Origin of the sequence: Streptomyces sp. NPDC057424 (genome assembly GCF_042803315.1) — a bacterium.
Taxonomy (GTDB): Bacteria; Actinomycetota; Actinomycetes; order Streptomycetales; family Streptomycetaceae; genus Streptomyces.
The window spans coordinates 1-20,758 of record NZ_JBHVCP010000091.1 but is presented as its reverse complement, the minus strand read 5'-3'; the positions used below and the strand labels follow the sequence as shown (position 1 = coordinate 20,758).

The window sequence follows — 20,758 nt, the reverse complement described above, 5'->3', positions numbered from 1 at the left end:
GCGCGGGGGAGCGCGGGCCGCCCATTCATACGGAGACCACCGGGGCACCGTTCAACCGTCGGGAAAACGGTCAGAACTTGTGTCCAGCCTGTGAAGGCCTGTCAGTGGCCTCAGCAGCCGAACGAGTGGATCGTCGTCGTCCGGTACGTCTGCCCGGGCCGCAGCACGGTCGACGGGAACGTCGGCTTGTTCGGCGAGTCCGGGAAGTGCTGCGTCTCCAGGCACAGGGCGTCGCCCTGCCGGTAGGTGCGGCCGGACGGGCCGGTCAGCGTGCCGTCGAGGAAGTTGCCGGAGTAGAACTGCAGGCCCGGCTCGTTCGTGGCGATCTTCATCGTGCGGCCGGAGCCCGGGTCACGCAGAGTGGCGACGGGCTCGGGCCGGGCGGTGATGCCCTTGTCCAGGACCCAGTTGTGGTCGAAGCCCTTGGCGGTCACCAGCTGCGGGTGCGAGACGCGGATGTCCCGGCCGATCGGCTTGGCGCGGCGGAAGTCGAAGGGGGTGCCCGCGACCTTGGCCAGCTCGCCCGTGGGGATCAGGCCCGAGTCGGTGGGCGTGTAGCGGGAGGCGGCGATCTGGAGCTCGTGGTCCTCGATCGTGCCGCTGCCCTCGCCGGCGAGGTTGAAGTAGACGTGGCTGGTGAGGTTGACGACGGTGGCCTTGTCGGTGGTGGCCTCGTAGTCGACGCGCCAGTCGCCGTGCCGGGTGAGCGTATAGGTCACCTTGGTCTTGAGCGTGCCCGGGTAGCCCATCTCGCCGTCGACGGACGTGTAGTACAGGTGCAGACCGACATCCGAGCCCTTGGTGAACGGCTCGATGTCCCACACGCGCTTGTCGAAGCCCTTGGCGCCGCCGTGCAGGCTCTGCTCACCGTCGTTGACGGACAGCTGGTAGTCCTTGCCGTCCAGGGTGAACTTGCCCTTGCCGATGCGGTTGCCGTAGCGGCCGATCAGCGCGCCGAAGTACGGGCTCTTGGCGACGTAGTCCTCGATGTTGTCGAACCCGGCGGAGACGTTGGCGTAGCGGCCGCGGCGGTCGGGGATCTCCAGCGACTGGACGATGCCGCCGTAGGAGAGGACCTTCAGGCGGGTGCCGCCGTTCTCCAGCGACCAGCTGTGGACCCTGGTGCCGTCGGCGAGCTTGCCGAAGAGCGTCTTCACCGGCTTCCTGCCTCCCGTGGCGTGCGCCGTGCCGCCGAGCGTGGTGGCGGCTATGCCCGCCGCCGCGGCTCCCGCGATGACCGTGCGTCTGTTCAGTTCCATGTGTGCCGCTCCCGATAAGGAGAGGGCCCCGCCTGGTGGCGGGGCCCCGATCTGACTTATGAACCGACCTTGCGCTTGTTCCACACGTCGAACCCGACCGCCGCCAGCAGCACCATGCCCTTGATGACCTGCTGCCAGTCGGTGCCGATGCCGACGAGGTTCATACCGTTGTTCAGCACGCCCAGGACCAGACCACCGATGATCGCGCCGAGGACGGTGCCGACACCGCCGCTCATCGACGCGCCGCCGATGAACGAGGCGGCGATCGCCTCCAGCTCGAAGTTGAGGCCGGCCTTGGGAGAGGCCGCGTTGAAGCGGGCGGCGAAGACCAGACCCGCCAGGGCCGCGAGCATGCCCATGTTCAGGAAGACAAGGAAGGTGACCTTCTTGTCCTTCACACCCGACAGCTTGGCCGCCGGGAGGTTGCCGCCGATCGCGTAGATGTGGCGGCCGATGATCGCGTTGCGCATCACGTAGCCGAAGCCGACGAGCAGCACGCCCAGGACGAGCAGCACGATCGGGGTGCCCTTGTAGCTGGCCAGCAGCATCGTCAGGGTGAGGATGGCGGCGCCGAGCGCGACCAGCTTCAGCAGGAACAGGCTGGTGGGCGGGACGTCGAGCGAGAACTCCTGCTGCCGCCTGCGGTCACGGATCTCCTGGAAGACCACGAAGGCGATCAGCGCGAAGCCCAGCAGCAGCGTGAGGTTGTGGTAGTTGGTGTTCGGGCCGACTTCGGGCAGGAAGCCGTTGGCCATCTTCTGCAGGCCCCGCGGGAACGGGCCGAGCGTCTGGCCCTCCAGGAAGATCTCGGTCAGGCCGCGCCAGATCAGCATGCCCGCGAGGGTCACGATGAACGACGGTATGCCGCCGTAGGCGATGAAGAACCCTTGGATGGCGCCCGCGAGCGCGCCCACCGCCAGACACAGGATCACCGCGACCGGCCAGGGCAGATCGTTCCTGACCATGAACACGGCCGCCATCGAGCCGATGAACGCCGTCAGTGATCCGACCGACAGGTCGATGTGGCCGGCGATGATCACCAGCATCATGCCCATCGCGAGGATGAGGATGTAGCTGTTCTGCAGCACCAGGTTGGAGACGTTGCGCGGCAGCAGCAGGTCGCCGTCGGTCCACACGGCGAACAGGGCCACGATCAGGCCCAGGGCGATCAGCATGCCGTACTGCCGCATGTTGCGGCGCATGCCGTCCATCACCAGCTGCAGCAGGCCGCCTCCCGCGGCCCCTCCGCTCTTGCCCGGCGGCGCGGGGGCCGGGCTCTTGGCGGTCACGTCCGTGCTCATCGGGTTACCTCTTTGTCCTTCGTCATCTGACGCATCAGCGATTCCTGGGAGGCCTCGGCCCGCGAGAACTCACCCGTCAGCCGCCCCGCGGCCATCGTGTAGATGCGGTCGCACATGCCGAGCAGCTCGGGCAGCTCGGACGAGATGAAGACGACCGCCTTGCCCTGGGCGGCCAGCTGGTCGATGACCGTGTAGATCTCGTACTTGGCACCGACGTCGATGCCGCGCGTCGGCTCGTCCAGGATCAGCACCTCCGGGCCCGAGAAGATCCACTTGCTGAGGACGACCTTCTGCTGGTTGCCGCCGGACAGCTTGCCCACCGGCTCGAAGACGGTCGGCGCCTTGATGTTCATGGACTTGCGGAAGCCCTCGGCGACCTGCCGCTCCTCGTGCTCGTCGACCACACCGCGCTTGGCGACCTTGCCCAGGGCGCTCAGCGAGATGTTCCGGTTGATGGTGTCGATGAGGTTGAGGCCGTAGTGCTTGCGGTCCTCGGTGACGTACGCGATGCCGTGCTTGACCGCCTCGGGGACGGACTTCGTGCGGATCTCCGTGCCGTCCTTGAGGACCGTGCCGCCCGCGTACCGGCCGTACGTCCGGCCGAAGACGCTCATCGCGAGCTCGGTGCGGCCGGCGCCCATCAGGCCCGCGATGCCGACGATCTCGCCGCGGCGCACCTGGAGGGACACGTCGTCGACGACCTTGCGGTGCTGGTCGATCGGGTGGTGCACGGTCCAGTTGCGGATCTCCAGGGCGGGCGCCGCCCCCTCCTCGGGCTCGTGCGGCGACCGCTCAGGGAAGCGGTGCTCCAGGTCGCGGCCCACCATGCCGCTGATGATCCGGTCCTCGGTCGTCTCCGCGGCCTTCACATCGAGGGTCTCGATGGTCTGGCCGTCGCGGAGGATCGTCACCGAGTCGGCGACCCTGCGGATCTCGTTGAGCTTGTGGGAGATGATGATCGAGGTGATGCCCTGCTTCTTCAACTCCAGGATCAGGTCCAGGAGTTTGCCGCTGTCCTCGTCGTTCAGCGCGGCGGTCGGCTCATCCAGGATGAGCAGCTTCACCTTCTTCGACAGGGCCTTCGCGATCTCCACGAGCTGCTGCTTGCCCACGCCGATGTCGGCGACGCGGGTGTCCGGGTGGTCGGAGAGACCGACCCGGCGCAGCAGTTCGGTGGCGTGCCGCAGGGTCTCGGTCCAGCTGATGATCCCGCGGGTGGCGTGCTCGTTGCCGAGGAAGATGTTCTCCGCGAGGGAGAGGTAGGGCACCAGGGCCAGTTCCTGGTGGATGATCACGATGCCGTGCTCTTCGCTGGCCCGGATGTCCTTGAACTGGCAGACCTCTCCCTCGAAGAGGATGTCGCCCTCGTAGGTGCCGTGCGGGTGGACGCCGGAGAGGACCTTCATCAAGGTCGACTTGCCGGCGCCGTTCTCCCCGCAGATGGCGTGGACCTCGCCCTGCCGGACGGTCAGTGTGACGTCCGACAGCGCCTTGACGCCGGGAAAGGTCTTGACGATCGAGCGCATTTCCAGGACGGGTCCCGCCATGGTCGTGCCTTCCAATCCGTGGTGAATCGTCGGTCGGTGGCGGGGACTACTTGAGGTCGCCCGCCTTGATGTAGCCGGAGTCGACGACTTCCTTCTGGTAGTTGCTCTTGTCCACGGCGACCGGCTCCAGCAGGTAGGCCGGGACGACCTTCGCGCCGTTGTCGTAGGTCTTGGTGTCGTTGACCTCGGGCTTCTTGTCGTTCAGCAGCGCGTCGACCATGTTCGAGGCCACCTTGGCGAGCTCGCGGGTGTCCTTGTAGACGGTCATCGACTGCTGGTCGGCGATGATCGACTTCACGGAGGCGAGCTCGGCGTCCTGGCCGGTGACGACCGGCAGCGGCTTGCTCTTGGAGCCGTAGTCGTCGGACTTCAGCGCCGACAGGATGCCGATGGAGATGCCGTCGTAGGGGGAGAGGACCGCGTCGACCCGCTCGCGCTTGTAGGACGAGGTCAGGATGTCGTCCATGCGCTTCTGGGCGGTGCCGCCGTCCCAGCGCAGGGTGGTGACCTGGGTCAGCTCGGTCTGGCCGGAGCGGACGACGAGCTGCTTCTTGTCGATGTAGGGCTGCAGGACGTTCATCGCGCCCTGGAAGAAGTAGCGGGTGTTGTTGTCGTCGTTGGAGCCGGCGAACAGCTCGATGTTGAAGGGGCCCTTCTTGGAGCCGTCCTTCAGGCCGAGCTTCTCGACGATGTAGGTGCCCTGGAGCTCGCCGACCTTCTCGTTGTCGAACGACGCGTAGTAGTCGACGTTCTCCGTGCCGAGGATCAGGCGGTCGTAGGAGATGACCGGGATGTCGGCTTCCTTGGCCTGCTGGAGCACGTTGTTCATCGACTTGTTGTCGATGGCCGCGACGATCAGCGCCTTCACACCCTGGGTGATCAGGTTCTCGATCTGCGAGACCTGCTGGTCCGGGTCGTCCTCGCCGTAGACCAGCTGGGTCTTGTAGCCCTTGGACTCCAGGTCCTTCTTGACGTTGTTGCCGTCGGCGATCCAGCGCTCGGAGGACTTGGTCGGCATCGCGATGCCGATGGTCCCGCCCTTGGTGTCACCGTCGCTCTCGTTGCTGCCGCCCTCGCTGTTCTGACCGCAGGCGGACAGGGCGAGGGCGAGGGACGCGGCTCCGGCTATGGCGGCGAGAGAGGCTCTGCGGTTACGCATGATGATCATCCTTGATCTGTGTGCAGGGCTCGGTCTGGAGGGCGCGAGGTCGCTCCGGGTGGTCGTGCCGGAAAGACCGAGAAGAGATGTGTCGGATTGTGGTCGGCTGTGTCTTCTTTTGTGAAGCTGAGTTTCCGGAACGTTATGACGAAATTTCGAACCGTTGCAGATCGCCCGGCAGCCGTGAGCCGAGCGGCGCCATGTCGCCGTCCGCTCCGTGGCGGGCCAGGAGATCCAGGGCGAGCCGGCCGCGCCGGACGCGTTCCTTGGCGGTGGCCAGGGTCAGCTCCCGCATGTGGTGCCCGTAGGGGTAGATCCCGGGCGCCTTGGACAGGCCGAACTTCAGGTACAACGGGGCGCCGCGCCGGATGAGTTCGGCGACCTCGTACATCCGCACGTAGCCGCCGAGGTCGTCGGGGGCCTCGATGTACATGTCCATCGGAGCGCCCGACACCCGCCGTATCTCGGTGAGGTGATCGAGCGTCAGGTCGCTGGGCACGTTGACCGAGTCGGCGCCCAGGCGCTCGTAGACCGCGTACGCGGCCGGGTTGACGGGGCCGATGAGCGCGGAGACCTTGAGCGTCGTGTCGGCCGGGATGATCCCGGCAACTCGCGCCCGGTGCAGTGTCCACAGCACGCCCTCGTCGGCGACGAGCAGGCACTTGACGCCCAACTCCGTCGCTCTGACGGCGTCTTCGACACAGCCCGCGACGGCGTCGTGGCCGCGGGCGCGCAGTCCGGCCCCCCGCGAGTCGGTGCGCGTGGACCCGCCGATGTCCCAGGTGCCGCGCGGGCCGGTGAACAGGCAGAGCTCGATGTCGCGTTCGCCGGTCGACTCGACCATCTCGGTGATCTCGGCGTCGGTCAGCATCCACACGCCGCTGCCCTGGCTGATCCGGTGGATCGGCACGTCCAGCCGCGAGGCCTCCTTCAGGACCACCGCCAGCGCCTCGGGACCCTCGCAGGAGGGGATCTCGGTGCGCCAGCGGCCGCCGCCGGGGAAGGAGTGCGGAGAGGCGTCGGCGGGGTCGGGGGCGGGCGCACTCAGACCCAGGGCGGTGAGCGCCTGCTCACCGGGCCTGCGGGCTGCCGTGGCGGAAGCGTCGGTCACAGGAATGTCCTTCGGTTCGATATTTCGGACGAGGTTCGCGGCTCTGGGTGTGTCAAGGCTGGGTGTACGCCGGTACGGGCGCCGTCAGGTTGCCCCCGTACCGGCGTACGTCTAGGGGCGGAGCAGGACCTTGCCCACCTTCGGATCGCCGGCCCCGACCAGCTCGATGGCCTGCGAGAACTCGGTGAGCGGCAGCTCGTGCGTCACCAGCGGCAGCGGATCGAGCAGACCGGCGGCGAACACCCGCACCGTGTGCGCCCAGGCGTCCGGCGGCGCACCGAAGACGGTGTGCACCTCCAGCTGCCGTACGACGAGGTCGGTCGGGTCGAGACCGTCGGCGCCCGGTGCCGGGATGCCGGTCAGGACCAGCCGGCCGCCCCGCCTGAGCAGGCCGGCCGAGATCCGGGCGGCGTCCGCGGACCCGGCCGTCTCGATCACCACGTCGAAGTCGTCCGGGAGTTCCTGGTCCTTGGTCCGGAAGTCCGTCGCGCCGTACTGCCGCGACAGTGCCTCGCGGTCCCGGCGGGTGCCGACGACCAGCAGCTCGGCGGGCGAGTTCGCCCTGAGGAACTGCACGGCGAACATGCCGAGGGTGCCGGTGCCGACCACGGCGACGCGCTCGCCGGGCTGTGCGTTGCCCTTCAGCGCGGCGGCCGCGATACAGGCGGCGGGCTCCAGGAGGGCCGCGGCCGTGAGGTCGCAGTCGTCCGGGAGGGCATGCAGGAGGCGGGCCGGGAGGGTCAGCGTGGCCGCCATCGCGCCCGGCTGGGTGAACCCGGTCTCCTCGTAGCCGGCCGTGCACAGGGTCGTGTCGCCCGCGTGGCAGCGGTCGCAGACCTGGCAGTTTCGAAAGCCCTCACCGACGACCTTGCGGCCCACGAGGGATCCCGGGACGCCGGCGCCCACGGCCTGGACCGTCCCGGACCACTCGTGGCCCGGGGTCAGCGGGTAGCGCACGTAGCCCTCGGGGCGGTTGCCCTGGTGGACCTCGCGGTCGCTGCCGCAGATCCCGCAGGCGTGCACCCGGACCAGCGCCTCGCCGGCCTCGGGCCGCCGGGGCTCGTGCGGGACGAGACGGTGCTCGCCCGGGGCGTCGATGACGACCGCGGTGCTCACTGCGCACCCTTCGGCTTGCGCTGTTCCCAGCCCTCCGCCCAGAGGTCGAAACGGGCCTGCTGCTGGGGGAACTCGGCGGCGGCATCGACGTCCAGCTCCACACCGAGGCCGGGGGCGTCGGAGAGGTGGAAGCAGCCGTCCTCCGGGTTCACCTGCGGGGCGCCCTTGACGACCTTCTTGATCTCCGCGTCGGCGAAGTCGTTGAAGTGCTCGAGGATCTTGAAGTTCGGGGAGGTGAAGCCGACCTGGAGGGACGCGGCGGTCAGGACCGAGCCGCCCACGTTGTGCGGAGCCACCAGCATGTAGTGGGTCTCGGCGGTCGCCGCGAGCTTCCTGGTCTCCCAGATGCCACCGATGTGGCCGACGTCCGGCTGGATGATGTCCACGGCCTGGCTCTCGAACAGCTCCCGGAACTCGATCCGGTCGTGGATGCGCTCACCGGTGGCGACCGGCATGTCCACCTTGGCGGCGACCTTCTCCAGCGCCTTGAGGTTCTCCGGCGGGACCGGCTCCTCCAGCCACGCCGGCTTGAACGGCGCCAGCTCCTTGGCCAGGCGCACGGCCGTGGCGGGGGAGAAGCGGCCGTGCATCTCCAGCATCAGCTCGGCCTCGGGGCCGATGGCGTCGCGGACCGCCTCGATCAGGGAGACGGCGTACAGGGTCTGCTGGTGGTCCAGCTCGAAGTGGCCGGTGCCGAAGGGGTCGATCTTGAGCGCCCGGTAGCCACGCTCCATGACGCCCTGGGCGGCCTTGTGGTAGGCCTCCGGGGTCCGCTCGGTGGTGTACCAGCCGTTGGCGTACGCCTTGACCTTGTCGGTGACCTTGCCGCCCAGCAGCTGCCAGACGGGGACCCCCAGGGCCTTGCCCTTGATGTCCCAGCACGCCATCTCGATCACGGCGATGCCGGACATGACGATCTCGCCCGCACGGCCGTAGTCGCCGTACTTCATGCGCTTGACGAGGTCCTCGACAGCGAAGGGGTCGGAGCCGAGAATGTGATTGGCCTCGGCCTCCCTCAGGTAACCGAGAAGGGCGTCGGTGTGTCCCAGCATCCGGGTCTCGCCGACTCCGGTGATCCCCTCGTCGGTGTGCACCTGGACGTACGTCAGGTTGCGCCACGGCGTCCCGACCACGTGTGTGCTGATTCCGGTGATGCGCACGGCGGTTGTCCCTCGCAGCTTCGTCGGCTCGGTTTTCGTCAGTGTGTTCCGTCAGCGTCCCGCTCGTGGTCCGGCGACTCGGTCTGTTCGAGATTTCGGCACACGTTCGAAATGCTGGCGTGACAGTAAGGATCGGGTGGCGGGGGTGTCAATGGGTCGCGCGCATAACGGTTTCGACAGTTTCGAAACCACGGGTGAGTCGTGTCCCTACAGAACATTCACAGCAAGATCTAGGAACGTGACCTGCGCGGAACTTAACCTTCCCGCGTCATGGACTACTGCGACCCGTGCCGACGGCACCTCAACGGCGCCCTTGCCTGCCCGGGGTGCGGCACCTCGGCCGAAACGCTGCGCCGGCGCGAGCCGGAGTACGGCGGGTACGGTGCCACCGCGCCCGGGCACGCAGGTGAGGTGCCGGAGAGACCGGCGGGGTCGGACGGCATCGACGAGCCGGACGCGCCGGACGCCTCCGACGACGGATACGCCGAGGCATACGGCGATGACGACGGCGAAGGCGACGCCGCGCCCGTGGGGCGCGCCGCCCGGCGGCGCGGGCGCGGGCGCGGCCCGGCCGCGGACGGTCCGGGCGGATCGAGCCGGCGGGACCGCAAGGCCGCCGCACACCGCCGTCGGCGGCGCCGGACCCTGTTCGTCGCGGCCGGGTTCGTGCTGGCCGCGGGTGGTCTGAGCCTCGCGGAGCTCGGCATGGACGCCCCCAGGTCGACCCCGAAGCCGGCCGCGGCCGGAGGCGAGTCGGCGGACGGGGACGCCTCGGGGGAGGCGGGGCGGTCGGGCGGCGGTTCGGCCGGCAAGGGCCCTGGGACTGAAAGCCCGTCAGGCTCTGCCTCGCCGGAGGCATCTGCCTCGCCGTCCGCCTCCGGATCCCCGAAGGGTGAGACGTCGGAGCCCCCGAAGGGTGACGAACCGACGAAGGATCCCGGGCCGGCGACGGCGGGAGGCACCCCCAGCCGCCAGGCGTCGGCTCCCACCGCGGCCCCGACGGCTCCGGACCCGGCCCCGACCTCGGACCCGACCACCCGGGCCCCGGAACCGGAACCGTCCGCGTCCGAGCCGTGTGAACGGTTCCTCTGGTGGTGCACGTAGCGGGTCTACCGGCACCTGCTCGAACTCGACGGCAGAATGCCGGAATACCATATGGAACTGGCCCATTGTCACCTGGATCTCGATGAGTTCACCCAGGCCCGCGCCTGCCTGCTGACGGCGCGCGACCTGGGTCCCTCCATCCAGGAGTCCACTCGCTGCTGGGTTCACCCACCTCCGGCTGGGGCGGGTCGAGGAGGCCGTGAGCGCCTACCGCACCGCCCACGCCCTTCGTCCCGGGTGACATCGACGCCCTCCACCTTTGATCTTGTGCAGTGCCCCGTCCTTCAGGGCGGAGGTGAAGCGCGTCTCAAGACTGCTCTGAGCTCGGCAGTGGGCACGGGTCTGTACGGTTGACCCGGGCCTGTGACGGCCGTTACACGGGGCGCTGCTGGTTTTCGATGTACTGGCGTACGACGGTCAGCGGTGTCCCGCCGCAGCTTCCGGCGAAGTAGGAGCCGGACCAGAAGTGTCCGCCCCGCAGGTGCCGGCGGACGTGGGCGTCGTACTCCTTGCGCAGGAGCCGGACGGAGACGCCCTTGAGGTGCGTCAGCCCAGCATCCGCCGCAGCGTGTCCCGCAGCGCCACCCGCTCGCCCTCGGAGAGCCCGGCCAGGGGCTCACGGGCGAACCGCAGAGACTCCCGCAGGCTCCGGGCCACCCGCCGCCCCTCCGCCGTCGCCGCCGCCACCTTCACCCGGCGGTCGGCGGGATCCGGGCGCCGCTCGGCCAGCCCGCGCGCCTCCAGCCGGTCCACGATCCCCGTCACATTGGACGGCTCGCACTTGAGCTGCCGGGCGAGCCTGCGCATCGGCAGCGGCTCGAGGCAGAGCAGGCTGAGCAGCCGTGCCTGCGCGCCGGTCAGGGCATGCTCCGCGGCCGCCGACTCGTAGTCCTCGTGGAACCGCGCCACGACCTCCCCGATCAGCTCGACGACCTCGAGGGTCAGCGGATCCTGACGGCTGGTCGTGTTCGGGGGTGTCGGTGTGGTGGAGGCCATGTCATCGAGGGTACTCGGTCATTTGACAACCTGAAATTTTCAGGAGCATGGTTGTTTCAGGTACTGAAACATTCGCATCGAGCCAGTGAGGTAAGGCGCATCATGACCGACACCCCCACCCTCCCCGCCGTCAGCCGTGAGTGGCACCTGGCGAGCCGTCCCGTCGGCTGGCCGAAGCCCGAGGACTTCGCCTTCGTCGAGGCGGAGGTTCCGCAGCCGGGTGAGGGACAGGTCCTCGTCCGGAACAAGTACCTCTCCGTGGACCCGTACATGCGTGGCCGCATGAGCGACGCGAAGTCCTACGTCGCCCCCTTCGAGCTCGGCAAGGTCATGCAGGGCGGTGCCGTCGGCGAGGTCGTGGCCTCGAACGCAGAGGGGCTGTCCGTCGGGGATCACGTCCTGCACTTCTTCGGGTGGCGTGAGTACGCGGTCGTCGGCGCGAAGAGCGCCGTGAAGGTGGACCCGGAGGCCGCGCCGCTGTCGACGTACCTCGGTGTGCTGGGCATGACCGGCCTCACCGCCTACGCGGGCCTGCTGCGGACCGCCGCCTTCAAGGAGGGCGACACCGTCTTCGTGTCCGGTGCCGCCGGCGCCGTGGGCGGTCAGGTCGGGCAGATCGCCAAGCTGAAGGGCGCCTCGCGGGTCATCGGCTCCGCCGGGTCGGACGAGAAGGTGAAGCTCCTCGTGGAGGAGTACGGCTTCGACGCCGCCTTCAACTACAAGGACGGGCCCGTCGGCGAGCAGCTGCGCGCCGCCGCCCCCGACGGGATCGACGTCTACTTCGACAACGTCGGCGGTGACCACCTGGAGGCGGCCATCGGCTCCCTCAACCAGGGTGGCCGGATCGCCGTCTGCGGGATGATCTCCGTCTACAACAACACCGAGCCCGCCCCGGGCCCGAAGAACCTCGCCCGCCTGATCGCGACCCGCGGCCGCATCGAGGGCTTCCTGGTCGGGGACCACTACGACCTGCAGCCGCAGTTCGTGCAGGAGGTCGCCCCCTGGGTCGCCTCCGGTCGGCTGAAGTACCGGGAGACCGTCGTCGAGGGCATCGAGAACAACCTGGAGGCGTTCCTGGGCGTGCTGCGCGGCGACAACACCGGGAAGATGATCGTCAAGCTCTGACACCTTCCTTCAAGATTCCGACATGCGGTAACTTATTTCCGAATCCGCCCCGGTCCGGGCGCGAGCGGGAGCGGCGCCGGCACCAACCCGGAGCAGCTGTTCGCCGCCGGGTACAGCGCCTGCTTCCAGGGTGCTCTCGGTGTCGTCGCCCGTCGGGAGGGAGCCGACCTCTCCGGTTCGGCCTTCCCCAAGCTCTCAACTTCGTTCGAGCAGGGGAGACCCCTATCGCAACGGTCGGCCTCGGCAAGAACGGGGACGGCTTCGGGATCATCGTCGAGACAGCGGCCGACATTCCCCAGGTGGACCGGGGTGTCGCCCGGTCACTGATCGAGAAGGCCCACGAGGTCCGCCCGTACGCGAAGGCGACCCGCGACGACATCACCGTGACGCTGGTCTGACCACAGTCGTTGCGTACGCGGAGGCCGCACCCTTGGACGTGGGGTGCGGCCTCCGCCCGTGCCCGGGCTCAGAGGGCCAGCGCCGCCGCGTGGACCGCCCGCACCAGTCGGCCGTTCTCCTGCGCCGCCCCGCCCGGGAAGGCGAACCGGCGGCGCGTGTAGCCGTAGGCGAGGCCGCTCCACGGGTCCGCGAAGGCCTGGGAGCCGCCCGCGCCGCTGTGCCCGATCGTCCCGGCGCCGAGGAACGGGTGCCACGTGTCAGCCGTCATCTGGAAGCCGAGCCCGAACGACTTGTGGGCCCGGGCCACCAGGTCGTAGCCGGTCGAGTGGAACTGGCCGAACTCCGCCACCGTGTCCGGCTTCAGCAGCGCCGGCTGCTCGCCCACCTCGCTGATCGCCGCCGCGTACATCCCCGCCAGGCCCCGCGCGGACGCCACCCCGCCCACCGACGCCGGCCCCTTGGCGCGGATCAGCGGCATGTTCGGCAGGGAGACGAGGTCGGTCGGCTCCGTGGCGTTGCGGTTGAAGGCGATCGAGGTGAGTGAGTGCGGGCCCGTGGGCGCCTCGTCGAGCAGGGCCTGCTGGTCCGGGGTCGGGGCCATCGGCTGGGTGGTGCGGAAGCGGGGCTCCTGGGGCGCGGGCAGCCCCAGGTGGACGTCCAGCCCGTACGGGACCCTGATCCGCTCCTGGTAGACCTCCTGGAGCGTGCGGCCCGTCGCGCGGCGTACGACCTCGCCGGCCAGGGCGCCGGCGACCAGCGCGTGATAGCCGAACGCCGTGCCGGGGCGCCAGAACGGCCGCTGGTCGGCGAGGCGTTCGGCGAGCTGGCGGTCGTCGGCCAGCTCGGCGAGCGTGAAGCCGGTGTCCGTACCGACCACGCCCGCCCGGTGCGCCAGCAGATCCCGCAGTGTCAGGGCGCCCTTGCCCTCGGCCGCGAACTCCGGCCAGTAGTACGTCACCTTGCGGTCCAGCTCGAGCGTGCCGTCCTGGACGAGCAGAGCCACGACCAGGTAGGCGGCGCCCTTGGTGGACGAGAACACACCGTAGAGGGCGTCCGCGCCGGTCCCCGCCCACAGGTCGACGACCTTCCGGCCGCGGACGTAGGCGCACAGCTGCCCCTCGTAGTCGGCTCGCTCCCCGGCGACGAACGCGGTGAACTCCTCGCGCACCGCCTCGAAGCCGTCCGCCACGGTGCCGTGGATCTCCTGCGTCATCCGCTCTCCTTGACTGAAGCGCTGTGTGCCACTGTGAACAATGCCCTCGCCACCTGCGGGAATTCCCCCTTGGGGTGGTCCCGGAAGAGTGGTTCGGTGCCGAACAGGACCGTGCGGCCTCCGCTGACGACCGAAGCCTGCCCGGCGGCAGCGGCGGGACCACCGGTGCCGCCGGGCAGCGGCCGCCAGTGCCCGGAGACCAGCGGGTTCCCGGTCGCGTACGGCTGCTCCACGCGGACGCCGGGGCCCGGGCCGGTGAACCAGAGCGGGGCGTGGACGAAGCCGTGGCCCGGGGCGTCGCGTGTGACGGAGCCCGAATTCACCACCCGCACCACACCGTTCGCGTCCGCGTCGCCCTCCACCGGCTCGACGGCGATCGCGCCGCCGTCCGCCGTCCGCCGGACCGGGACGCCCCGCCGGAGCAGGAAGGCGAGGGCGGCGCCCTCACGCGGATCGGTCCGGCGCAGCCGGTGGCTGCCGTGCGCGGGCAGGTGGGCGACCGGTGCGGCCTCGCTGATCGTGTGCAGGGGCGCGCCCCGCGGGCTGCCCGACGGCACCCGCTCGACCGTGGCGCCCCACGGACTGCCCAGGCTCCAGCCGGAGATGCCGTACATCACCGCGACCGTGCCGCTGATGTCCCGGCCGTCGGCCGGCGGCACGTTCGCGGGTCCGCGCCAGCGGCGCCGGGGCGAGCAGGAGCGAACCCGCCGTGGCGAGGGTGAGGGCGGCGATCCGTACGGGTCTCGCAGGAACGGTTCTCGTGGTGCGCACGCGTACCTCCTCCTGGGGCTTCCTGAGATCGGTACGGCGAGGTGTACCGGTTCGACTCAACGGCAACAAGGGCGCGTTGGTGTCACCGTTGACCCGGACGGCTCTCCCGGCGGGCATCACCTGACCGGGGCTGCCTGTGACAGCGGTGTGACCGGAGCGCGCCGGGAGCGCGACACGGGCCCGGATAGGGTTTCCCCATGCGCGATCTAAGGACGGGTTTCCGGTACCTCCTGAAGGGCCAGCGATGGGTGGCCCGGCACGGGAGGAGTTACGGCTTCGGGCTGCTCCCCGGCCTGATCACCCTCGCCCTGTACGCGGTGGCGCTGGTCGCGCTGGCCCTGTGGGGCGAGGACGCCGTGACCTGGGCGACACCGTTCGCCGACGACTGGTCGAGCCCGTGGCTCGGGCTCTTCCGCGGTTTCCTCACCGCCGTACTGTTCGTCCTCGCCCTGCTCCTGTCCGTCGTGACGTTCACCGCGGTGACCCTGCTGATCGGGCAGCCCTTCTACGAGACTCTCTCCGAGAGGGTCGACCGGGACGTGTCCCCGGACGGGTACGCCCCCGAGTCGGGGCTGCCGCTCTGGCGCGAGCTGTGGATCTCCGCCCGCGACAGCCTCCGGATCGTGGCGCGGGCCGCCCTGTGGGGTGTGCTGCTGTTCGCCTGCGGCTTCGTCCCGGTGATCGGGCAGACGGCCGTCCCGGTGCTCGGGTTCTTCGTCACCGGGTTCTTCCTCACCGAGGAACTGACCGCCGTCGCCCTCCAGCGCCGCAGTGTCGAACTGCGCACCCGCCTCACCCTGCTGCGCTCCCGCAAGACCCTCGTCTGGGGCTTCGGCACACCGCTCGCCGTGGCCTTTCTGGTGCCCTTCGTCGCGGTGTTCCTGATGCCGGGCGCCGTCGCGGGCGCCACCCTCATGGCGCGTGATCTGCTGGGCGAGGACGTCCAAGAGGGCGGCGACGAGGACGACCGGGCAGCTAAGACCCTTCCGCAGCCACCCTCAGGATCGCCCGCACCTGGGCGATGATGTCCAGCCGGTTCCGCACGAACTCCGGGTCGGTGACCTCGGTGGTGTTCCCCGCGCCGAACTGCAGCACCGGCGTGTGCACATGCCCGCCCGGCAGCGTGCCGTGCAGCCCCAGCCGGTCCCGGAGCAGGGTCGCCCGGTAGGCGATCTCGTTGGACAGGTAGTCCCCGCCCCCGCCCGCGCGGGCGGTCGAGCCGGGCGTCGGCCCGTCGGGACGTACGACGGGCTCGGTGCCGCCGGCCGGGATCTCGGTGACGCCGGTGTTGTCGTACACCGGGAAGCGGCCGGTCTGCGCGGCGACGATCGCCGCGTGGGGCAGCGTGGTCGTCGTCCACTGCGGCTGCGAGGCCGGGTCGGACACCGGCACGATCTCGGTGCGGCCGATGTTGTCGTTGTCCCCGAAGCCGCCCCGCCAGGCCCCGTTGGTCCGCTCGATGTCGAACCGCCCGGCCCGGCCCTGGCTCACCGTCGTGAACAGGTCGATCTTCGGCAGGTGAGGCCGCAGGGTCCGCTCCACCGTGCCGTCGGTGAAGTCCTGCCAGCGCACCGGGAACACGGCCGTCTCGATCCGGGCCGGGCCGTCCGCCGTCTCGATCACCGTGCCGTCGAGGGCCAGCGCGGTGGCCCCGGACGGGTTGGAGATACGGATGTCCCGGTCCAGGGTGAACGGGTCGAATCCGGTGAGCAGGATCCGCTTCAGGCCATGGCCGTGTGGATAGCGGATGGCGTTCTGGCCGCGCGAGCTGCGCTCCAGCTCGTCCAGCAGCGCGGCCCGCTGCCCGTCCGTCAGGCCGAACTCCGGCTCCCAGGTGCGCAGATCACGCGTCATGCCGAGCCGCGCCCAGTACAGCGGCCGGTCGTCGTCCTGGCTGAGGCCCGCCCGTCGCCCACCACCGCCCTTCCAAGGAAGCGCTTCGCGCCCTTCGTATTCCGCCGGTCCGCGCCCCTGCGCCCGGTCGACCGCACGCTGCCACAGCCGCGATCCCTCGCGCGCCACCGCCCGGCGGGCCTGCCCGTAGGAGCGGGCCGCATCCAGCGCTTCGGCGAACCTCGGGGCCACGGTGTCGAACCCGGAACGGCGCAGGATCTCCTGAGGGACGGCTCTGCCCAGCCGTTGCTCCTCGACGGTGGGGGAGGGGGCCGCCCGGGCGGCGCTCGCGGCCGTCGGGGTGGTGAAGCCGGTGAGCAGGGCGAGGCCGAGGACGCCGAGGCGAACGCGTAGGGACTTCAAGGGTGTTCAGGCCTTCCGTCGCGGTGGGGGGTCGGTGCCGGACGGCCGCAGTATCGCGTGACGGGTGTGGTCCACGCCATGGGCGGCGCTCATGGTGCGAGGACCCCTCAGGCGGGAATCTTCGCCGTCGCCTCCCGCACCGCGCCCAGGAAGGCCGAGGCCGCGGGGGTCGGCGACCGGCCGCGCACGGTCGCCGCGTACACCGCCCGGGCCGAGGCGCCGCCGCCTCGCGCAGGGCGCCGAGTTCGCGCCGGGCGTCGTGCAGCGCGGCCGTGACCGTCTCGGCGTACGGCACCAGCAGCCGCCCCGCCTCGGTCGGCGCCACCCCGCGCGGCAGCCGGTCGAACAGCGGGCCGCCGCCCAACGCGGCCTCCAGCGAGGCGACTTGCCGAGACACCGCGGACTGCGTCCAGCCGAGTGTGCGTGCCGCCCCCGTGGCCGACGTCGTCAACATCCGCACGTACCTGACCGACGTCTCGCGGCTGGACGAATACGGCGCCGTGCGACGGCAGTTCCTCACCGGGACCCCGCCGACCAGCATGACCTTCGAGGCGGCCCGGCTGTTCCGCCCGGAGGCCCTCGTCGAGGTTGAGGTCGTGGCCGCCGTACCGGCCCGCTAGTGCCGCGACAGGCAACGTTCGCCCCGTCGCGACGCCCGGCACGCTCCCCCGAGCTCTTCGAGCAGGGGGGACCCCCACTCGCCGCACCGGCCGAAAGCCCGAGTACAACCAGTACGAGGACTTCCGGCCGGCACGCCGAGAGCACGCACCGGACGCCGCTCCTCGACGGGCAAACGTTGCCTGCCGCAGCACTGGTTCAGCCGTCGTCCTCGGTCTCGTTCTCGCCGAGCAGGGTCAGGAAGTCACGGAACGCGGACGCCATGTCCACCGATTCCGGGTCCAGCAGCCACTGGTACTGCAGCCCGTCCAGGACCGCCACGAGGAGCGGCGCCGCCCGCTCGGGGGTGAGGCCGCTCGGCAGGCGGTCGCCGTACTCGGCGCGCAGCACCTCGGCCATGCCGGCCCGCACCCCGACATAGCGCTCCGTGAAGTACGTCCGGGCCGGATGCTCCTCCGTCACGCTCTCGCCGAGCAGTGCCGAGAAGGTCTGGACGATGGCGGGCCGCATGGCGTTGTACTCGACCAGCGACGCCAGCAGGTCGAGCCGCAACCGCCCGGCGGGCATCGCGTCCCACCGGTCCCGCTCCCGGAGCACCGCGACCAGCAGCGCCTCCTTCGTCGGGAAGTGGTGCAGCAGCCCCTGCTGGGTGAGCCCGACCCGTTCGGCGACCGCGGCCAGGCTCGCCCCCCGGTAACCGCGCTCCGCGATCACCTCCAGAGCGGCCCGCACGATCTCCGCGCGCCGTTCCTCGCTTCTCGTCCTGGCCGTCATGGCGTCACCGTACGACATGCCGAACCGCCTCCCATTACGAGGAGATAACGAAACCTACCGTGCCACAGGCAGTCCGGGCACGATGGTGACATCCAGCGGCTTTCGACGTGGAGGTGCCGACGTGGCGGAGACAGCAGAGGTACGGCGCGAGGCGGCGGTCGAGGCCGCCCTCGGCAAGCTCGACCTGGACGCCAAGACGCGGCTCCTGGCCGGCCAGGACATGTGGAGCCTGCCCGCGCTGCCGGAGGCGGGGCTGGGCTCACTGGTCATGTCCGACGGCCCGGTCGGGGTCCGCGGAGTGCACTGGAGCGCCGACGACCCGTCCGTCGCCCTGCCCTCCCCGACCGCCCTCGCCGCCACCTGGGACCCCGGCCTGGCGTACCGGGCCGGTGTGCTGCTGGCCCAGGAGGCCCGCCGCAAGGGCGTCCACGTGCTGCTCGCCCCCACGGTCAACCTGCACCGCTCCCCGCTCGGCGGCCGCCACTTCGAGGCCTACAGCGAGGACCCGTACCTCACCGGGCGGATCGGCACCGCGTACGTCCGCGGCGTCCAGTCCGGCGGCGTCGGCACCACCGTCAAGCACTTCGTCGCCAACGACGCCGAGACCGACCGCCTCACCGTGAACAACCTCGTCGGCGAACGCGCCCTGCGCGAGCTGTACCTGGCCCCCTTCGAGGCGATCGTCGAGAACGCCCGCCCCTGGGGCATCATGACCGCCTACAACTCCGTCAACGGCCCGACCATGACCGAGCACCACCACCTGGTCAACGAGGTCCTGCGCGGCGAGTGGGGCTTCGACGGCGTCAACGTCTCCGACTGGACCGCCGCCCGCTCCACCACCGGCGCCCTCACCGGCGGCCTCGACATCGCCATGCCCGGCCCCGGCACCGTCTACGGCGAAGCCCTCGCCCGGGCCGTGCGGGACGGCGAGGCGGACGAGGCCCTGGTCGACGAGGCCGTCCGCCGCGTCCTGCGCCTGGCCGCCCGGGCCGGCGTCCTGGAGGACGCCGAACCGGCCGTCACCGACCTGCCCGGAACCGTCGACGGCGAGGCGCTCGCCCGCGAACTCGCCCGCCGCTCCTTCGTCCTCGTCCGCAACGAGAACGACGCCCTGCCGCTTAAGCCCGGCCGCATCGCGCTGATCGGAGCCGCCGCACGCGACGCCCGCGTCCTCGGCGGCGGCTCCGCCACCGTCTTCCCCGCCCGGGTCGTCTCCCCGCTCGACGGCCTCACCGCCGCCCTCCCCGACGGCACCCTCACCTACGCCCTCGGCGCCGACCCCAACACCGAACTCCCCGTCGCCGACCAGGGCTTCGAGCTGCGTGCCGTCTGCCGTGACGCGGCCGGCCAGGTCATCGGCACGCGCTCGGCCCCCAGCGGCCACATCCAGTGGATGGGCGCCGACCTCCCCGACGGCGTCACGCACGACAACCTGCACAGCGTCGAACTGACCGGCACCTTCACCCCGCGCGAGAGCGGCACGCACACCTTCGGCTTCAAGGGCCTCGGCCCCTTCAGGCTGACCGTCGCCGGCACCACGTACTTCGACGACGTCCAGCGGCCCGCCGAGGACGGCGATCCCTTCGCGGCCTTCTTCGGTGCCCCGGTGCCCCATGCCCGGCCCGAACTCACCGCGGGTGAACCGGTCGAGGTCTCCCTCACCTACACGGTCCCGCCGCTCGGCGACCACCCCATGCGGGTCATCGGCTTCACCTTCGCCCACCAGGACCCGCAGCGCGACGCCGACGAGCTGATCGCCGAGGCCGCCGCGGCCGCCCGGGCCGCCGACACGGCCGTCGTCGTGGTCGCCACCACCGACCGCGTCGAGTCCGAGGGCTTCGATCGCACCGACCTGCGTCTGCCCGGACGCCAGGACGACCTGGTCCGGGCCGTCGCCGCCGCCAACCCGAACACCGTCGTGGTCGTCAACTCCGGCTCCCCGGTGGAACTGCCGTGGCGCGACGACGTCGCCGCCGTGCTCCTGTCCTGGTTCCCCGGCCAGGAGGGCGGCGCGGCCCTCGCGGACGTCCTCACCGGCACCCACGAGCCCGGCGGCCGCCTCCCCACCACCTGGGGCACCCTCGCCGACGCCCCGGTCACCCAGGTCGTCCCGGAGAACGGCGAACTCCCCTACGAGGAAGGCGTCTTCATCGGCTACCGCGCCTGGGAGAAGCACGGCCGCAGCCCCGCCTACCCCTTCGGCCACGGCCTCGGCTACACCGACTGGACCTACGACTTCGTCGAGGTGGAGGAGACCGCCGGGGGGACCACAGCCAAGGTCCACCTGCGCAACACCGGCGACCGCCCCGGCCGCGAGGTCGTCCAGCTCTACCTCTCCCGGGGCGAATCAGGCCCCACCCGCCCGGCACGCTGGCTCGCGGGCTTCGCGGGCGTCGAGGCCGCCCCCGGCGACAGCGTCGAGGTCACCGTCGAACTGCCGCGCCGCGCCTTCGAGATCTGGGACGAGGCGACCGGATCGTGGTCGTTTGTGAAGGGTTCGTACGAGATCCAGGTCGGACGCTCGATCACGGACCGCAGGATCACCGCGACGATTAACGTCTGACCCGGGACCAGTTTCCCCACCCGGCAGCCCCGGTCCGGGACCTGACCTCCGGACCGGGGCTCGTGGTCCGTCACGGGCCCCCTCAGCGAGTGCCGAACCCGTACACCGTCTCCGATCGGAACACCCCGCCCGGCCGCAGCACGGTCGTCGGGAACTCCGGCCGGTTCGGCGAGTCGGGGAAGTGCTGCGTCTCCAGCGCGATGCCGTCGCCGGGCGCGAAAGGCCCGGCCAGGTGATCGGCGGTGTACAGCTGGAGACCGGGCTCGGTGGTCGCCACCGTCAGCAC

Annotated in this window: 15 protein-coding genes and 6 pseudogenes; 6 read left to right on the top strand and 15 right to left on the bottom strand. The window is 70.6% G+C overall.

Going from position 1 to position 20,758, the window contains the following annotated elements; all coding sequences use genetic code 11:
- Positions 1 to 110 precede the first annotated feature (110 nt).
- From ACFU3E_RS36730 to ACFU3E_RS36700, 7 genes are all read right to left on the bottom strand, one after another.
- On the bottom strand, positions 111 to 1,259 hold the full coding sequence (locus ACFU3E_RS36730; RefSeq protein ID WP_384168627.1) for an aldose epimerase family protein: 1,149 nt from the start codon (positions 1,257 to 1,259) through the stop codon (positions 111 to 113).
- Between the two features lie 56 nt (positions 1,260 to 1,315).
- The gene (mmsB, locus tag ACFU3E_RS36725; protein ID WP_384168624.1) at positions 1,316 to 2,560 is read right to left on the bottom strand and encodes a multiple monosaccharide ABC transporter permease; all 1,245 of its coding nucleotides are present in this window, start codon (positions 2,558 to 2,560) and stop codon (positions 1,316 to 1,318) included.
- Positions 2,557 to 4,107, bottom strand: coding sequence for a multiple monosaccharide ABC transporter ATP-binding protein (gene mmsA / locus ACFU3E_RS36720; protein ID WP_384168621.1), 1,551 nt, complete (start codon positions 4,105 to 4,107; stop codon positions 2,557 to 2,559). Before mmsA ends, mmsB begins: the two co-directional genes overlap by 4 nt.
- Before the next feature lie 46 nt (positions 4,108 to 4,153).
- Positions 4,154 to 5,266: a multiple monosaccharide ABC transporter substrate-binding protein gene (gene chvE, locus ACFU3E_RS36715; protein ID WP_384168618.1), complete on the bottom strand. Its 1,113-nt coding sequence runs from the start codon at positions 5,264 to 5,266 to the stop codon at positions 4,154 to 4,156.
- A gap of 142 nt (positions 5,267 to 5,408) precedes the next feature.
- Positions 5,409 to 6,377, bottom strand: a complete 969-nt coding sequence (locus tag ACFU3E_RS36710; RefSeq protein WP_384168615.1) for a hypothetical protein — start codon at positions 6,375 to 6,377, stop codon at positions 5,409 to 5,411.
- 111 nt (positions 6,378 to 6,488) lie between these two features.
- On the bottom strand, positions 6,489 to 7,493 hold the full coding sequence (locus ACFU3E_RS36705; RefSeq protein WP_384168612.1) for a zinc-binding dehydrogenase: 1,005 nt from the start codon (positions 7,491 to 7,493) through the stop codon (positions 6,489 to 6,491).
- A complete protein-coding gene (locus tag ACFU3E_RS36700) occupies positions 7,490 to 8,653 on the bottom strand; it encodes a mandelate racemase/muconate lactonizing enzyme family protein (RefSeq protein WP_031108125.1) in 1,164 nt (387 codons plus the stop codon). The genes ACFU3E_RS36705 and ACFU3E_RS36700 overlap by 4 nt, the downstream gene beginning before the upstream one ends.
- 270 nt (positions 8,654 to 8,923) lie before the next feature.
- On the opposite strand from ACFU3E_RS36700, the gene ACFU3E_RS36695 reads away from it, so the two are divergent.
- A complete protein-coding gene (locus ACFU3E_RS36695; RefSeq protein ID WP_384168609.1) occupies positions 8,924 to 9,757 on the top strand; it encodes a hypothetical protein in 834 nt (277 codons plus the stop codon).
- A gap of 373 nt (positions 9,758 to 10,130) precedes the next feature.
- Here the strand turns inward: ACFU3E_RS36695 and ACFU3E_RS36690 are convergent.
- Together ACFU3E_RS36690 and ACFU3E_RS36685 are read right to left on the bottom strand one after the other, a co-directional pair.
- Positions 10,131 to 10,298: pseudogene (locus tag ACFU3E_RS36690) on the bottom strand (transposase); the annotation flags it as partial.
- Between the two features lie 5 nt (positions 10,299 to 10,303).
- Positions 10,304 to 10,753 carry a MarR family winged helix-turn-helix transcriptional regulator gene (locus tag ACFU3E_RS36685; protein ID WP_384168606.1) on the bottom strand — a complete coding sequence of 150 codons (450 nt, stop codon included), beginning with the start codon at positions 10,751 to 10,753 and terminating at the stop codon, positions 10,304 to 10,306.
- Between the two features lie 102 nt (positions 10,754 to 10,855).
- Between ACFU3E_RS36685 and ACFU3E_RS36680 the strand changes: the two genes are divergently transcribed.
- Positions 10,856 to 11,878: an NADP-dependent oxidoreductase gene (locus ACFU3E_RS36680; RefSeq protein WP_384168603.1), complete on the top strand. Its 1,023-nt coding sequence runs from the start codon at positions 10,856 to 10,858 to the stop codon at positions 11,876 to 11,878.
- A gap of 42 nt (positions 11,879 to 11,920) precedes the next feature.
- Positions 11,921 to 12,276 (top strand): annotated as a pseudogene (locus ACFU3E_RS36675) (Ohr family peroxiredoxin); the annotation flags it as partial.
- Between the two features lie 68 nt (positions 12,277 to 12,344).
- On the opposite strand, the gene ACFU3E_RS36670 reads toward ACFU3E_RS36675, so the two are convergent.
- Positions 12,345 to 13,490 (bottom strand): serine hydrolase domain-containing protein, encoded by a 1,146-nt coding sequence (locus tag ACFU3E_RS36670; protein ID WP_384168600.1) that lies wholly within the window; start codon positions 13,488 to 13,490, stop codon positions 12,345 to 12,347.
- A pseudogene (locus ACFU3E_RS36665) lies at positions 13,487 to 14,176 on the bottom strand (hypothetical protein); the annotation flags it as partial. The gene ACFU3E_RS36670 and the pseudogene ACFU3E_RS36665, both read right to left, overlap by 4 nt.
- A gap of 282 nt (positions 14,177 to 14,458) precedes the next feature.
- On the opposite strand from ACFU3E_RS36665, the gene ACFU3E_RS36660 reads away from it, so the two are divergent.
- Positions 14,459 to 15,286: an EI24 domain-containing protein gene (locus ACFU3E_RS36660; RefSeq protein ID WP_384168598.1), complete on the top strand. Its 828-nt coding sequence runs from the start codon at positions 14,459 to 14,461 to the stop codon at positions 15,284 to 15,286.
- On the opposite strand, the gene ACFU3E_RS36655 is transcribed toward ACFU3E_RS36660, so the two are convergent.
- Entirely contained in the window at positions 15,237 to 16,517 is a 1,281-nt protein-coding gene (locus tag ACFU3E_RS36655; RefSeq protein ID WP_384168595.1) for a pyroglutamyl peptidase, read from the bottom strand. The genes ACFU3E_RS36660 and ACFU3E_RS36655 overlap by 50 nt on opposite strands.
- A gap of 361 nt (positions 16,518 to 16,878) precedes the next feature.
- Positions 16,879 to 16,971, bottom strand: a pseudogene (locus ACFU3E_RS36650) (LysR family transcriptional regulator); the annotation flags it as partial.
- On the opposite strand from ACFU3E_RS36650, the pseudogene ACFU3E_RS36645 reads away from it, so the two are divergent.
- A pseudogene (locus ACFU3E_RS36645) lies at positions 16,946 to 17,137 on the top strand (Rid family hydrolase); the annotation flags it as partial. The pseudogenes ACFU3E_RS36650 and ACFU3E_RS36645 sit on opposite strands and share 26 nt — an antisense overlap.
- Positions 17,138 to 17,333: 196 nt before the next feature.
- Here the strand turns inward: ACFU3E_RS36645 and ACFU3E_RS36640 are convergent.
- A complete protein-coding gene (locus ACFU3E_RS36640; RefSeq protein ID WP_384168592.1) occupies positions 17,334 to 17,927 on the bottom strand; it encodes a TetR/AcrR family transcriptional regulator in 594 nt (197 codons plus the stop codon).
- 64 nt (positions 17,928 to 17,991) lie between these two features.
- Between ACFU3E_RS36640 and ACFU3E_RS36635 the strand changes: the two genes are divergently transcribed.
- Positions 17,992 to 20,472: a glycoside hydrolase family 3 C-terminal domain-containing protein gene (locus tag ACFU3E_RS36635; RefSeq protein WP_384168589.1), complete on the top strand. Its 2,481-nt coding sequence runs from the start codon at positions 17,992 to 17,994 to the stop codon at positions 20,470 to 20,472.
- An 82-nt stretch (positions 20,473 to 20,554) separates the two neighbouring features.
- Here ACFU3E_RS36635 and ACFU3E_RS36630 read toward each other — a convergent pair.
- Positions 20,555 to 20,758: pseudogene (locus tag ACFU3E_RS36630) on the bottom strand (galactose-1-epimerase); the annotation flags it as partial.